Annotated in this window: 16 protein-coding genes; 2 read left to right on the forward strand and 14 right to left on the reverse strand. The window is 39.2% G+C overall.

From position 1 onward, the window contains the following. Positions 1-74: 74 nt before the first annotated feature. The 11 genes from DW152_RS10945 to DW152_RS10995 form a co-directional block, all read right to left on the reverse strand. Entirely contained in the window at positions 75-527 is a 453-nt protein-coding gene (locus DW152_RS10945) for a C-GCAxxG-C-C family protein (RefSeq protein ID WP_021860324.1), read from the reverse strand. A 47-nt stretch (positions 528-574) separates the two neighbouring features. Next, positions 575-1,129, reverse strand: coding sequence for a M48 family metallopeptidase (locus DW152_RS10950; RefSeq protein WP_117538032.1), 555 nt, complete (start codon positions 1,127-1,129; stop codon positions 575-577). Positions 1,130-1,174: 45 nt separating this feature from the next. Next, on the reverse strand, positions 1,175-1,561 hold the full coding sequence (locus tag DW152_RS10955; protein ID WP_021860322.1) for a DUF4186 domain-containing protein: 387 nt from the start codon (positions 1,559-1,561) through the stop codon (positions 1,175-1,177). 2 nt (positions 1,562-1,563) lie between these two features. After that, entirely contained in the window at positions 1,564-3,261 is a 1,698-nt protein-coding gene (locus DW152_RS10960) for an acyl-CoA dehydratase activase (protein ID WP_118288633.1), read from the reverse strand. A 2-nt stretch (positions 3,262-3,263) separates the two neighbouring features. Beyond that, the gene (locus tag DW152_RS10965; protein ID WP_021860320.1) at positions 3,264-4,538 is read right to left on the reverse strand and encodes a 2-hydroxyacyl-CoA dehydratase subunit D; all 1,275 of its coding nucleotides are present in this window, start codon (positions 4,536-4,538) and stop codon (positions 3,264-3,266) included. 199 nt (positions 4,539-4,737) lie between these two features. Further along, complete coding sequence (locus DW152_RS10970; RefSeq protein WP_021860319.1) at positions 4,738-5,064, reverse strand: hypothetical protein; 327 nt, start codon at positions 5,062-5,064, stop codon at positions 4,738-4,740. After that, a complete protein-coding gene (locus DW152_RS10975; RefSeq protein ID WP_021860318.1) occupies positions 5,033-5,218 on the reverse strand; it encodes a helix-turn-helix transcriptional regulator in 186 nt (61 codons plus the stop codon). The genes DW152_RS10970 and DW152_RS10975 overlap by 32 nt, the downstream gene beginning before the upstream one ends. Before the next feature lie 186 nt (positions 5,219-5,404). After that, a complete protein-coding gene (locus DW152_RS10980) occupies positions 5,405-6,307 on the reverse strand; it encodes a PDDEXK nuclease domain-containing protein (RefSeq protein WP_118288635.1) in 903 nt (300 codons plus the stop codon). 48 nt (positions 6,308-6,355) lie between these two features. Further along, on the reverse strand, positions 6,356-7,171 hold the full coding sequence (locus DW152_RS10985; RefSeq protein ID WP_117538029.1) for an AAA family ATPase: 816 nt from the start codon (positions 7,169-7,171) through the stop codon (positions 6,356-6,358). 7 nt (positions 7,172-7,178) lie between these two features. Continuing rightward, on the reverse strand, positions 7,179-7,568 hold the full coding sequence (locus DW152_RS10990; protein ID WP_117538028.1) for a hypothetical protein: 390 nt from the start codon (positions 7,566-7,568) through the stop codon (positions 7,179-7,181). A gap of 31 nt (positions 7,569-7,599) precedes the next feature. Further along, a complete protein-coding gene (locus DW152_RS10995; protein ID WP_243059919.1) occupies positions 7,600-7,977 on the reverse strand; it encodes a hypothetical protein in 378 nt (125 codons plus the stop codon). Positions 7,978-8,247: 270 nt separating this feature from the next. Between DW152_RS10995 and rd the strand changes: the two genes are divergently transcribed. Further along, a complete protein-coding gene (rd, locus tag DW152_RS11000; protein ID WP_021860312.1) occupies positions 8,248-8,412 on the forward strand; it encodes a rubredoxin in 165 nt (54 codons plus the stop codon). A 46-nt stretch (positions 8,413-8,458) separates the two neighbouring features. Here the strand turns inward: rd and DW152_RS11005 are convergent, their stop codons facing one another. Continuing rightward, on the reverse strand, positions 8,459-9,127 hold the full coding sequence (locus DW152_RS11005; RefSeq protein WP_117538027.1) for a Crp/Fnr family transcriptional regulator: 669 nt from the start codon (positions 9,125-9,127) through the stop codon (positions 8,459-8,461). A gap of 118 nt (positions 9,128-9,245) precedes the next feature. On the opposite strand from DW152_RS11005, the gene DW152_RS11010 reads away from it, so the two are divergent. After that, a complete protein-coding gene (locus DW152_RS11010) occupies positions 9,246-9,668 on the forward strand; it encodes a bacteriohemerythrin (protein ID WP_117538026.1) in 423 nt (140 codons plus the stop codon). A 349-nt stretch (positions 9,669-10,017) separates the two neighbouring features. Here the strand turns inward: DW152_RS11010 and DW152_RS11020 are convergent, their stop codons facing one another. Both DW152_RS11020 and DW152_RS11025 read right to left on the reverse strand, forming a co-directional pair. Next, positions 10,018-10,674: a DUF4230 domain-containing protein gene (locus tag DW152_RS11020; RefSeq protein ID WP_158549913.1), complete on the reverse strand. Its 657-nt coding sequence runs from the start codon at positions 10,672-10,674 to the stop codon at positions 10,018-10,020. A 153-nt stretch (positions 10,675-10,827) separates the two neighbouring features. Next, entirely contained in the window at positions 10,828-13,065 is a 2,238-nt protein-coding gene (locus DW152_RS11025) for an ATP-dependent helicase (protein WP_243059921.1), read from the reverse strand. Between the last annotated feature and the right edge of the window lie 240 nt (positions 13,066-13,305).

Consider the following 13,305-nt stretch of genomic DNA (forward strand, 5'->3'; position numbering starts at 1 on the left):
AAATTTATCTCCATACATCTTATTTTTCTAAATTTTGCAAGAATGCCTTCGGCATTCTTGATGCGAGATGCGCGTCATGCAACGCATGAATCTATATAAGTTTCCAGAATCTCTGCTGCTCTTCTACAGGCTCTCACACACGGTCTGCTCTGATAATATTCTTCCGTTCTTACTGCAGGCTCTTCCAGATCTTCTCCTTTTTTCAGACCGAGAAGTTCTCTGCAGATCAGACTTCCTTCCGATTCTTCAAAAGAGCCACATAATTTCTGCACAAGTGCATAAAGCTCTTTCTTTCCGGCGGCATCTTTTGGATCCTCATACCCATATAACTCGCCAAGTACCATAGTCATCCCCGTCACAGCGCCGCACACTTCCCGAAGTTTTCCGAATCCTGCTCCAAATGGACTGGCTTTTTTCGCCGCCTCTTCGATACTTATACCAAGCTCTTCTGCAAAAGCTGCATAAACAGATTGACTGCAATTGTAACCCATTCTGAATAATTCTTCTGCCCTGTCTGCTTTACTCATTTTCATTTCCTCCGTTCTTACTTCTATGCTGTATACAACACACTTTTCTACCGCCTTGCCATTATCATACTGCCTTCATTCTTTAACCACAACACCGATTTTTTATAATCCGGAAGTATCTTCTCTACTTCTCTCCAGAAATTTTTTGAATGATTCATTTCTTTTCTGTGGCAAAGTTCATGAACGACAACATAATCTATGATTTCCGGTGGGGCAAGCATTAACTGACAGTTAAAATTCAAATTCCCCTTGCTGCTGCAGCTTCCCCATCTTGTCTTTTGGTTACGAATCGTAATTCTTCCGTAAGTAACTCCTATGATTTTTGAAAAATATGCCACCCGCTCCGGTATGTACTTCAATGCTTTGTTCGCTAATTCTTGTATCTCTTCATCGGTCAATTTATCCGTTCCGGATGCATCATAATGCTCTTTTCTTCTTCTCATCTGATCAAGATGCTTTTCGATCCATGGTTTTTTCTTCTGTAAGATTCGTTCAATCTCGCTTTTGGAAGCACGCCATGGTGCCCGTACTGTTACCGTTAAGTCCTGATTTAACTGAATTGCCACCGTTTTTCTTCCGGAACGGATGACTGTATATTCCATCTGCATTCTCCTTACTATCAGCCTATACTTACAGAAATGCCAGCTTTACTTCTTATGCACGTTTTTATATGCTTCCATCTCTTTCTGAATCCACGTCATGATCACATCCACCAGATACTCCTGCTGTACCGGGCTTAATTCCCGTCCAGGGCGCATCTTATGCCACTTGCGGATACATTCCCGACAGCAGGTAGCTGTCGCATGCTGAGCGATAAATACCGGATGTCCCTGCATTGGTGTCTGTTTCCCATCATTTGGAATAACTGCCGGTGCTTCCCGCTTTGCGATAAAGTCTCTTGCATGCTCCCGGATCGTATCCAGTCCTTTTTCATTAATATAATCAATATCTTTCTTTTTCAAATGAAAACCGCTACGGAATTTGGAATGTTCCAACCGGTCAAATAACTGCTCATACCATTCTTCTTTCGTCATTTTTATTCCTCGTTTTTGCATTTCTTATATGCAAATAATGCTGCTCCAAGCGCTCCGCAAAGCTGTGCTTCATCGCAAATATACAGTTTTGCTCCAAGCTTTTCTTCCAGTGCCTGAATAATACCTTTATTTTTCGCAACTCCTCCGGTCATCATATATTCACCCGGATTTTTCTTGCCGAGACGCGCTGCAAGTGCACCGACTTTCGATGCTACAGACACATTTAATCCGTGGATAATATCTGCAACATTTTTATTCTGCGCAACAAGTGACACCACTTCTGATTCGGCAAATACAGTACACATGCTGGAAATAACGATATTTTCTTTCCATTCCAGACCTTTGGTACTCATCTCTTCCAGCGGCATTCCAAGCGTTCTCGCCATCATTTCCAGAAAACGTCCGGTTCCGGCTGCACATTTATCATTCATAAGGAAATTCGTAACCGCTCCGTTTTCATCAATACTGATTGCTTTAATATCCTGTCCACCGATATCAATGACCGTGCGGACATTCGGATTCAGATAATGCGCACCCTTCGCATGACAGGTGATCTCCGTGATACTGTCATCACCGCTGTCAATATAAGCACGTCCATATCCGGTTGTGACAATACGCACGATATCATCCTTGTTAATTTCGGCTTTCTCTACTGCTTTCTCTAAACTCTTCTCCGCGCTCATCATCGCACCGCCGCCGGTCGGAATGATCATCGTAGATTTGATTTTTCCATCCTGATCTAAAATAACAACATCTGTACTTGTTGATCCACTGTCAATTCCCGCTACATAATAGACTCCTGATTTCATTTTTTCTTTTGCCTCCTCGCTGATTCCTTTTGTTGCATCCATATCTTCTGATCCTTCAATTGTTTCTGAAAAAGCCTGAATCCTCGTCAACAGCTGTCCGGCACTCTGGCTTGTAAAATCAGTTTCTATTTTAAGAAGTGGAACTTTCATATTCTTCTTTATACTTGCATATTCAAACCCATAATAATCACAGAATTTGATCGTATGATAAATAATTCCTTTCAGGTTCGGATCGAGATAAAGCTCATTTCTTCTGGAACTTTGGTTCATACGGAAACACGGAAGCTGTCCAAGAAGTGCATCCGCATATGCAAGAAATAATTCATTTTCATCCAGTTTTTTCATTTCATCCGGCAATACAGATAGTTTTCTTCCTCCTGTACAAGTAAGGTTTTTCACATCCATCTGTATATTTTCCTGGATCATTTCTTCCAAAACACCACTGACGCGTACCCCCATCACTCCGATATAAGGATTATTTTTTGCGGGAAATGTTGCAAAACTATTTATAAATCGTGTTTTGTCAAATGTTTTCCCCGAATATTTCTCATAGGCATCCTTCAATCCACAAATTGCGCGGGCAAATTTTTCCTTTTCACATTCATTATCGTCATGAGGCAGATCCAGCATGTAAATGAATTTGCATTTCTTTGTATTTTTTACAATATCATACACGCGGCGCATCGAATCACAGCAATTCACAAGAACCAGCTCATCTGCTTTTCCTTCCAGAACTGCCTGAATGACAGATTTTCCGAATCCACATAAATTTGCGTGTGCAATCTGATCCGACTCTTCAAAATTCTCCGGCATTTCTTCCAGAACGGCACAGGTTTCACCAAAACCTTCAAATAATTCTATCGGTGTATATTTACAGACATAATATATCATGACTATCTATCCTCCTTGCCTTTTTCCAGCATTTCCATAAATGCCTGTAATCTCGTAGACACCTGACCATCACTGGTATTTGCAGGGTTACAGCCGTCTCCGTCAAGAATCATCGTTGGAAGTCCTGCTTCCTCCAATGAACTTTTTATCAAGCTAGAGGCGCCAATCGTTCCTTTGCAGCCCCAGTGTGCAAATAAGATTCCACCGTCTGCATTCGTCTCTTTCGCAAGTTTTTCTGCAACCTGGATTCTCTGATCTACACTTCCGTTGTAAATGCAATTGACCATTTTTTCAGCCAGAGCCTCATATGGATCCGACGCATGCATTTTCTGAAATCCATCCGCGACAAAGTCGCAGGCACTGATGTGCATCTTCGGATTATAGTTGAAGACATCTTTCACCGGCTGCTGTAAAAATGGCATAATATGCATCCAGAGGACATGCAAACCACCGCCTTTTGGAGCTTTCTTCACATCTTTTAACAGTAATTCTGTATATTTCACTGCCTCTTCTGAACCTGCCAGAAGATGACACATAAAAATTGCATATAATTCATTTGTCAGAGAAGTCACCGGATCATGATCTTTGCGAAGTGCGAGCTGCTGCTGATAATATTCAGATGCTTTTCTACTGTTTGCAACTGCTTTTTCCACTGCCTCACCGGAAATCTTTCTCTTAGTTACATCCTCCAAAAATATCGTCAGCTCACGCAGCTGTTCCGCAACATATTCGATTGCTTCCTGATTCTTCTCATACGGGACATCAATATAAAATCCCGGCACATGATATTTTTCTTTCAAATAAGGGAATGTCATCATATTGCCATCACAGGCAAGATTTGTATAAATCGTGCATTTCGGCTTTGGCAGGAATCCTGTCAGCGCAGCCCCTAAAAACACACGATGATAAGAGCACATCGTCTCCGGAAATCCTTCTTCTTCCGTTCTTCTAAGAAATGTCTGTTCACAATTTGTTCCTGCCATAAAACAGGACATTGCCTCAACCGAATACGGTGTTAATCCTGCTGCCGTCAGCAGTTCTCCCGGCACAAAAATACTGACCATCGCGGAATTTTCCGGTCTGGACAGTGCCTGAATAATATTTTTCATAACTATTTTCGCCACATAGCGACCTGATGATGGAAGTGCACGATCCGGAAAAAGGCATAACCGTTTCTCCTGCAGGCGGTATCCCGCGAGAAGAAGGCGGCGAGCTTTTTCTGAGTCTTTCAAGGTAGCACTGCTCACCATATTTCCAAATTTGTCTATAATGTTCATTATAAAACCTTTCCTTTCATTGTATGGTTATCAATCTTTTATCTTGATGCGTATTTCATAGTGTAAATATGACTTTGCTTCAGATATGCCATACAATTATACTCTCTTCTTTTTTTCACTGCAAGAATGAGCTGTGTAAACATGGCGAAATCCCCGTCAATGACGAGGATTTCTTCAATGGTGGTATGTATATATTCTTTTATTCTCCTGGTTGCAGTGCATTCAATTCCTTTTCAAGCCGTTCTTCTATTTCCTGAAGTCCCACAGTAACTTCACATTTTCCTTCTATGTAATCGTCAAAAGGATTCCACTCCTCTTTTGGAGTAATAATTCTATTTGGCATTCTGATGTAATTTTTCCTTTCCTCTTCCGTTGTGTTTTTCACAAGATATTTCTCGTATATTTTTCCTTGTTCATTTATGAATTCCGTTTCTACAACTTCGTACAAAGCTTTTAAAGCCAACACACGCTCCGATTCTTTCAATTTTTCATCTTTATCTGCGCCCCATAAAATCATTATTGCCATATAAATAAAGCGGTAATATGCATGATTTAATTTTGCTTCTTCTTTTTTCCCATTTCGTTACTGCCTGTCGCGAAACCTCACACTTTTCCGCAAGCTGTTCCTGTGTAAGCCCTGCTTCCTTTCTGTATATTGCGATATTTTGACCTAATTTCATAACATGTCCCTCCGTATATTTATCTTTGATAAGAATATCTTATAAAATATGAGCTGATTATTCCACCAACCAGAGAGAACATTTCTAGCAACTAATGGTTGCATATTGAAAGTATTATATAGAATTTTATATATATTTCACTTGATTGATAATAATTGCGACAGCCCCTGCTTGTTTCTTCTGCTGTTATTCTTTTTTCTGTTTATGCCATTCATTCAAAACAGCTTCCACCTGTGCAATTAGCTGCTCTTTATTTGGGATATAAGAAACATAGCGCGAAGCAAAAATATTGTTAGATAAACCACCAAGTGCATATTCAGCCGCTATACTGTCTTTGTCCGTACAAAGGATAATACCAATTGGTGGGTTATCATGTTCATCATTCACTTCTGCAGCATAATAATTCAGATACATATTAAGCTGTCCTGCCGCTTCCGGTGTAAGCTTAGTTGTCTTTAATTCGATCAGTACATACGCACGAAGAATTTTATTATAAAAAACCATATCCGCATAATAATGAGTATTGTTCAATGTAATACGCTGTTGCGTTCCCACAAACATAAAACCTCGTCCTAATTCCAGAAGAAATTTCTCTATCTGTGCGACAAGCGCTTTTTCAAGATCACTTTCTAGCATGGGCTTATTTTCTGGTACGCCCAGAAATTCAAATACGTAAGGGTCTTTGATAATATCTAACGGAGTGGACATCTCAATTCCCTTTTCTGCAAGCGCAAGAACGGTTTCCTTATTCGTTTTTCCCTCTGACAGTAATAATCGTTCATAGAGCGAAGTAGAAATCTGTCGCTTTAATTCACGTGTAGACCACCCGGAATTAATAGCTTCTTTTTCATAAAAGCTTCTTTTGTCCGGATCTGAAATCGTCAGTAACTCGCAATAATGCGACCATGACAATTTAACAGACACTGTCCGTTGAATTTCATAACTTTGATAAAAGCGTCGCATAATTTGAAGATTCGATACAGAAAAACCTTTTCCAAATTCTTTCGTTACCTCTTTAGAAAGTTGCTTTAAGGTCTGTTTTCCATAATCAGCCCGATCATTATTTTTTTGTTCATGCTCAACAATTATTTTCCCTCCTGCTTATTGATCTCCCATCCCTAGATATGAACTTATCGTTTACTCAAATTCCCCTTCATGCTTCTTAAAGAAATCGTAAAAATATCGGATATTTTCCAACTTGCTCCACTTTACAACTTCGTATTCCTTCAAATCAATATTATAGATCTTCGCCTGCAGTGTTCCCAGCATAAAAGGTGAATGTGTTGCTATAATAAACTGACATCCAAGCAATCTGGCTAACTTATTAATCTCTTCTGCGAGCTTCACCTGATTGGCAGGCGACAGTGACACTTCCGGCTCATCCAACAAATATAAGGCGTCCGGCTGGAGATATGCATCAAAGTATTGCATGGATGTCTCACCATTGGAATATTTTTCCTGTGCAAATTCAATATATTGTTTCTGCATATAGCCATCTTTTGAAGCCAGGAACTTCTCCGCTTCCTGCTTCTTCCAGCCTTCCCGCACCATGTCATAAACCATTCCCTCGCCTAAGACCTTCCTTTGCTGAATCTTTTTAATTTCATAAAGGACGTCTTCACTTTTTATATAACGGCTGGTATCCGGAACCTTGTAGTACGGCTCTCCATCCTCATCTTCTCCATATGCAATGCCACATTCTTCTATAAATTGTTCCACATAATCTGTTATTCCAAAAGAATTGCTTGTTGCCCGCTCCCTGCCTTTTATCTCTAGCTTATCCGCTATAAGATTCAATATCGTAGATTTCCCAGATCCATTATTTCCATATAAAATCGTAATTGGTGCAAATACAAATGGCTCTGTGTATTTATCTCGGAATACAGAATATGGATAAATATTGGGATTCTTTATCTTCCTGTCGCTTAATTTAAAACTGCTTAAATAAATCATTTTTCTTTTACCCCACCATCGGCTCTTCTGTCAGTATAGTCTCACATTCGGCATCATTCTGCTCTCCCTCCGTAACCTGTAAAATATCCTCAATCTCTTCAATCTCCTGGTCAATCTCTTCTGTTCTTATTTGCAGATTTGCAATATACTGCTTGGCATATTGATAAAATTCTGCCTGTTGTCTGGCAAATGCGAGCCAGTCATTTTCTCTTCTATCATAGGGCGTATCTATCTTCACTTCACACTTCTTTTTCATCGGCAAACTCCTTTCTTCATTTGTATCAGGCCACTCATAATCTGCTCTTGGTCTCTCTTTTATTACACAATTTTCAAACAGTTCATCATACTTTCCGACAAGTCTGTCATGAATCTGATCATCGGTAAAAATTGTCTTCATTCATAGCTTCTGCCCTCTTCCCGAATCCCGGTTAATCATCATAGTGATTCCAGCCACCGAAAAATCCCGGACTGCTATGTCCTGTCTTATGCCCGCTGTTATCATAATGATTCACACCGCTGAAAAATCCCGGACTGCTATGTCCTGTCTTATGCCCGCTGTTATCATAATGATTCACACCGCTGAAAAATCCCGGACTGCTATGTCCTGTCTTATGCCCGCTGTTATCATAATGATTTACACCGCCAAAGAAGCCTCTTCTGCTTTCTCCGATTTTGTGTCCGTTGGCATCGTAGTTCGTCATGCCGCCCCAGAAATTTCTCCGGCTCTCTCCGATTTTACGTCCGCTGGCATCGTAATGATTAATATTTCCAAAAAATCCTCTGCTGCTATGTCCTTCTTTTCTCATAATCTTGTTCTCCTTCCAAAATAAGTATTGGTTTTCCCTATCTGTTTCTCACTGGTTATACTCTATTTCCATAGCTGTCCAATAAAAAGTCCTCAAACGGATATTTTTAAAGATATTTAAGATATTTAAAGGATATTTTTAAACTTTTTACAATATTTTCCTTTTCGTAACATTTGTTACATCTATTTTCTTCATTCTTCGTTATACTACTATCAAAAGTTAAGAAACAACACATTAACTTATGAATAAAAAGAAAAGGAGATTTTAATTATGAAAAAATATGTATGTGAACCATGTGGCTATGAATATGATCCAGCTGTTGGAGATCCAGATAATGGTGTTGCACCGGGAACTCCTTTTGAAGACCTGCCGGACGACTGGGTATGTCCGATTTGTGGAATGGGAAAAGAGGTATTTGTTCCAGAAGAAGCTTAATGCTTCTTCCGGGCAAAACGATTTCGATTTAGTGAAAAAAATTGCGCTATTCTTCTAACTGCAAAGACGCATGATCCAAAACCTCAATTGTCTTTCTACCTGCCAGACGGATCGTTCCTTCTTCCTGAAGGTTAAGAAGCATCCGCGATAACGATGGTCTGGTTGTATTAAGATAAGATGCAAGATCTTCACGATTCATTTGCAAATTCACTTGATTATCTGCATTGCAGTTTTCCAGAAGATATGTAGCAACTCGCTGACGGAGATTTCCACTGGTCAGTACTTCAATTTGATGATTATTTTTATCGGCTTTTTCTGCAAAGACCTGAAGCATATTGAAAACAACTTTGCTATGATGTACACAATTATTTCCGCATCTGCCTCCAAAGAAATTTTTCGATACTTCCAGTACTTTTACAGCATTCTTAGCCTTTGCATAGCCCGAATAAGCCGATTGATGGAGAAACAATTCAATTTCGCCGAAGTCTTCTCCTTCAGACACCTGGTTGATTCTTGTAATTTTCCCGTTCAAATTGATACTCCCCACTTCCACATCTCCATTTAATAGAAAATATAGTTTTTCAGGGCGGTCACCCTGCCTGAATATATATTCATTTTTTTGATATTTCTGTACGACAGCCTGAGAACAGACCAAGCTTTTCTGCATCTCATCTTCTGTCAGGTTATGAAATATCTGCAACTGTTCTAATTTCATATATTTTGCCCTTCTCTCTGATATGCCCGGCAATTAAGGATATGAACCCGGATCTTTGTTAATAGCTATTATAGGGCAGATATATGAGTCTTTCAACGAAAATACGGAGGTTTTTATTATGACAATTACTTTTGATAATAATTTAATTACAGGAAATGAAACCATTGACACACAGCACCAGGAACTGATTGATCGTATCCAGCAGTTTGTGACTGCCTGTGAATCCGGCGACGGGAAAATAAAAGCAATTAAAATGCTCGATTATCTTGACGCATATACAGATTTTCATTTTAAAGAGGAAGAGACTCTTCAGGAAAAAGTTGCATATCCTGAGCTAGCAAATCATCATGCAAAACATGAAGAGTTCAAGAAATCTATTCAGGAGCTGTATGATTTTCTCAATGAAAATGAAGGTCCGAATGAGCAATTTATTGAACAGGTAAAACGTAACGTTGTAGACTGGTTATTCCATCACATTAAAACATTCGACCGTTCTGTTGCTGAATATATCCACTTGCACGATAATTCTGAACGTTTATAATGGATATTAATAAACATAAACTCAGACAGGAGGGCACACGATATGGTTCATCTCAATCCAGAAGCTATCGCTTATATGCAGAAATATAATCACAAAGATATTCTTCTCTCGATAGAAAAGATTACCAGTTGATGTGCGCCTCCGCGTCTGGAGATATCAGTAGGATTTACTGATAAGAAAAAAGAGGACTTACTGGCAGATGGTTATGTCTGCGAGCGAAGTCCCCTTGGTAATGTGTATTATCGCTCTGATGGAGTTATTGCCACGGGAGATATTTCTGTAAATTATGTAACTTATCCATGGCTTACTTGTTTTGAAGTAGACGGGCTCACCATTAAAAATCAGACCTCTATTTAAACTGTACTACGATCTTACGTCCGCCTACCGAGCCGTCAAGGATCTTATGGATCAGTTCTTTTGCATGGTCATCTGCTTTCTCCAGAAGTGAGGATGTATCTATATCATCATTGTTCTCTATATCTTTTTCTGCCAAAGAAATTGCCTTCTTGGCATCCTCTTTTGTCTGCCAGTTAAAAATGGCTCTCTTTTCATCCATGAACTTGATGGAATCCGGATCCACCTGTGGTTTTCCTAACACTTTTGCATGTGGAATCGTAACAATTACTTCTTTGTCTGTAATCTTTTCTTTCACCTCATCCATCTGGATTCCGGCTTTCAAAGTTGCGCTGTAATGCATCAAAAAACTTTTCTTATTAATAAACGGGATACTTCCATCTTCCATCTGCTCTGTGGACGAATAGGTAACCTGCTGTGTTGCGAGTTCACCAACGTCTTCCAGTTTTCCAGAAATATAATCATTGGTAACTTCTGTCTTTGTCATTGAATGGTAAATATTAATTCCGCCAACTGCTCCAATGACAATTCCAACAACCAAGCTAATACAAATTGTTTTCACTTTTTTCGCTGCTTTTTTCGCTGTTTCTTTCATGTTCATTTTTGTTTCTCCGTTTTCCTTTGTTGTTTCAATCTCTTTAAACTCTTTCATCGTTTTTTCCTCCTTATGACATTGCATTTTGTGAAAATATAATTGAAATGCTTGTCTTTTTTACTTTTGTTGATTCTAAGTATAAGGATTTTGTCTCTATAAATATACTTCCGTATCAGGGAATTATCTACCCCTATTCCCCTGATATAGAAGTTATATCTGCAACCATCCACCACTTGCAACAACTGCCAGGTTTAATTTTCGTATCTTATCCTTGAACCGTATCTGCACATTCTTTTCGTCTACAGCAATCACGGTTCCAGTTCCGAATTTCCGATGCACAACAGTTATGCCAGGATGAATTTTTTCTATCTTATGCTGCGTTCCAGTAGCAGAATCTTTTTTGGATGCATGAGATGCATATGTCAGATATACCCCGTCTTTCTTATATCCTGCGGGCTCCCCATTTCTTCCTGCCCTACTATTATTCGATCTGTTTCCGTTTTTTCTATTTCCGGTTGCGCTATTCGACAAGCTACTATAAACGCTTTCTTTTTTCCCGGAGCGAGTGTTTGTCCTCTCCCGTTTTCCAAGAAGTTCCTCACAAAAACTGCTCTTTCGATTCGTTGTCATAAGCCGTAAATCCTGCTTCGCTCTTGTTGCTCCTACATAAAATAAACGTCTCTCTTCCTCGTATGTTTCCATTTCTTCTCTGGAAGGCTTTGAACTATGAAGGCTCCTCGGGATCTGTGCCGGCAGGATCCCATCCACTACATCTAACATATATACAATTTCATATTCTAATCCTTTACTTGCATGAATCGTAGAAAGAATAAACGGACAGTCTTCCGATGTTTTCTTAGTTTGAATGATTTCTTTCAATTCATCCAAACGCCGGATCAGATCCTCTGCCGTAGGCTCTAATTTCCCAATAATCTTCACAACTTCCAGCTTGCTGTCATTTATTTCGTTTCTTTGTAAACAATCTTGATACCCCATATAATTTGTAATGCGATTCACTGCCTTATCACCCGGTTCCTGTAACAGATGTTTTAAATGTGTGCGCATTGCTTTTGCGTTGCTCTTTTTATAGTCGTCAAGTTTTGGACTTAAAAGCGCAGCATCGAGAATCGGCAAATCTCTTTCACGGCTGAATTCTATAATTTCCAACGCTTCTTTCCGGCTTAAATATAGTCTCAGTTTATAATAAATCTGCAGGAACAGTTCTTCATCGCTCGGATTTGCAGCAAATTGAATGATATGAACAATATCAAGAACAACCCGATTCGTGAAGAAAGTCACTTCTGCGTTCCGCATCCGATATGGAATTTCCTGCCGTTCCAAAAGATCAATAAGCGGAATTGCACATTCATGATCCCGGTACAAAACAGCTGTCTGGATTTCACAACGTTTTGCTACTTTTAACAGATACTGATATTGTGCTCTTCTGCTTTTCAAAGCTATTTCCCGTATCTCTCTTTCTGCTTTTTTTGATGCCCGCATATGTTTCTCATGTCGGAATTGATTCTCCTGGATAAACCGGTCTGCCGCTTCTACGATTTTTGCATTAGAACGGAAATTTTCTTCCATCAGGAGTACTTTTGCTCTCGGATGATCTTTTTCAAACGAAAGCAATGCTTTCGGATACGCCGCACGAAAGCCATAGATACTCTGGTCTTCATCCCCCACCATGAATAACTGTTCTGTTCCAGATGCAAGAAGTTTTATAATTGCATGCTGAATTCTGGATGTATCCTGCGCCTCATCCACACAAATATACGGATAAAGTCTCTGAAAATATGCCAGTAAATCAGGAAATTTACGAAGCATATTGTAAGCGTATACCATCTGATCGTCATAATCCATCAGACCTTCTTTCCGCATTTTTACACAGTATGCCTGATAGATTTCCAACAGTTTTAATTCTTCTTTTTCTTCTAAATGCCGGATTTCTTCTTCTGTCAGCATCATGTTTTTTATGTATGTAATCAATGTCCTCACATTTTTCAGATCACTTTCTGTCGGGTAACTGTGTTCTGTTTCCTGATAGATTTCTATCAGAAAATGAAGGATGATTTTTTCATCCTGCACCAGTTCAAATGCAGATTTACCGACACTCCGGCTGTAATATTGTATAATTTTTGCACAGATTCCATTGATTGTGCGAAATTCTAACCGTTCAGCCAATTCTTCTCCAAAATAAGATGCAAACCTCCTGGACATATCTTTTGTTGCTGCGACTGTGTATGTCACTGTCAAGATTTTCTCCGGTGCGATTCCTTTACAGAAAATCATATATCCAAGCCTTGTAACCAGTACGGTCGTTTTACCGGATCCTGGTACTGCTAAGAGAAGTATCGGTCCGTCTACACTTTTTACCGCTTGCTTTTGTTGTTCATTTAATTGTACAGGAAACTGCCTTTCAAATGCTTCCCATGACATTTCTTTCATGATTTCAAAATCCTTCCTGTTTCTTGATTCTTTTATTTCTTTACAATATTATTACTTTCTGACTTATTTTCTCTGTTTTTATCTGCCAATTATGTCGAATAACCTGCTGAAAATGTCTGTTTCATTCATTTGCTTTTTTTCATGCTATAATAATTATTCACCAAGTGAAAAAGAATAGAGAAAAGAACCATTGTGTTATAGATATTACATCGAAATCTATCTATCACGCAATGGTTCTTT

Origin of the sequence: Dorea sp. AM13-35 (assembly GCF_003473885.1) — a bacterium.
Lineage (GTDB): Bacteria > Bacillota > Clostridia > Lachnospirales > Lachnospiraceae > Dorea_D > Dorea_D hominis.

What these genes read in the sequence shown, in the direction of transcription:
- DW152_RS10955 (WP_021860322.1), bottom strand. Translation starts at nt 1,561, where the DNA reads ATGACGAAAGAAGAATGGTATGAGCAGTTATTTGACCGGTTGGAACAT.
- DW152_RS11020 (WP_158549913.1), bottom strand. Translation starts at nt 10,674, where the DNA reads ATGAAAGAGTTTAAAGAGATTGAAACAACAAAGGAAAACGGAGAAACA.
- rd (WP_021860312.1), top strand. Translation starts at nt 8,248, where the DNA reads ATGAAAAAATATGTATGTGAACCATGTGGCTATGAATATGATCCAGCT.
- DW152_RS11010 (WP_117538026.1), top strand. Translation starts at nt 9,246, where the DNA reads ATGACAATTACTTTTGATAATAATTTAATTACAGGAAATGAAACCATT.
- DW152_RS11025 (WP_243059921.1), bottom strand. Translation starts at nt 13,065, where the DNA reads ATGAAAGAAATGTCATGGGAAGCATTTGAAAGGCAGTTTCCTGTACAA.
- DW152_RS11005 (WP_117538027.1), bottom strand. Translation starts at nt 9,127, where the DNA reads ATGAAATTAGAACAGTTGCAGATATTTCATAACCTGACAGAAGATGAG.
- DW152_RS10950 (WP_117538032.1), bottom strand. Translation starts at nt 1,129, where the DNA reads ATGGAATATACAGTCATCCGTTCCGGAAGAAAAACGGTGGCAATTCAG.
- DW152_RS10990 (WP_117538028.1), bottom strand. Translation starts at nt 7,568, where the DNA reads ATGAAGACAATTTTTACCGATGATCAGATTCATGACAGACTTGTCGGA.
- DW152_RS10970 (WP_021860319.1), bottom strand. Translation starts at nt 5,064, where the DNA reads ATGGCAATAATGATTTTATGGGGCGCAGATAAAGATGAAAAATTGAAA.
- DW152_RS10985 (WP_117538029.1), bottom strand. Translation starts at nt 7,171, where the DNA reads ATGATTTATTTAAGCAGTTTTAAATTAAGCGACAGGAAGATAAAGAAT.
- DW152_RS10995 (WP_243059919.1), bottom strand. Translation starts at nt 7,977, where the DNA reads ATGAGAAAAGAAGGACATAGCAGCAGAGGATTTTTTGGAAATATTAAT.
- DW152_RS10945 (WP_021860324.1), bottom strand. Translation starts at nt 527, where the DNA reads ATGAGTAAAGCAGACAGGGCAGAAGAATTATTCAGAATGGGTTACAAT.
- DW152_RS10960 (WP_118288633.1), bottom strand. Translation starts at nt 3,261, where the DNA reads ATGATATATTATGTCTGTAAATATACACCGATAGAATTATTTGAAGGT.
- DW152_RS10965 (WP_021860320.1), bottom strand. Translation starts at nt 4,538, where the DNA reads ATGAACATTATAGACAAATTTGGAAATATGGTGAGCAGTGCTACCTTG.
- DW152_RS10975 (WP_021860318.1), bottom strand. Translation starts at nt 5,218, where the DNA reads ATGAAATTAGGTCAAAATATCGCAATATACAGAAAGGAAGCAGGGCTT.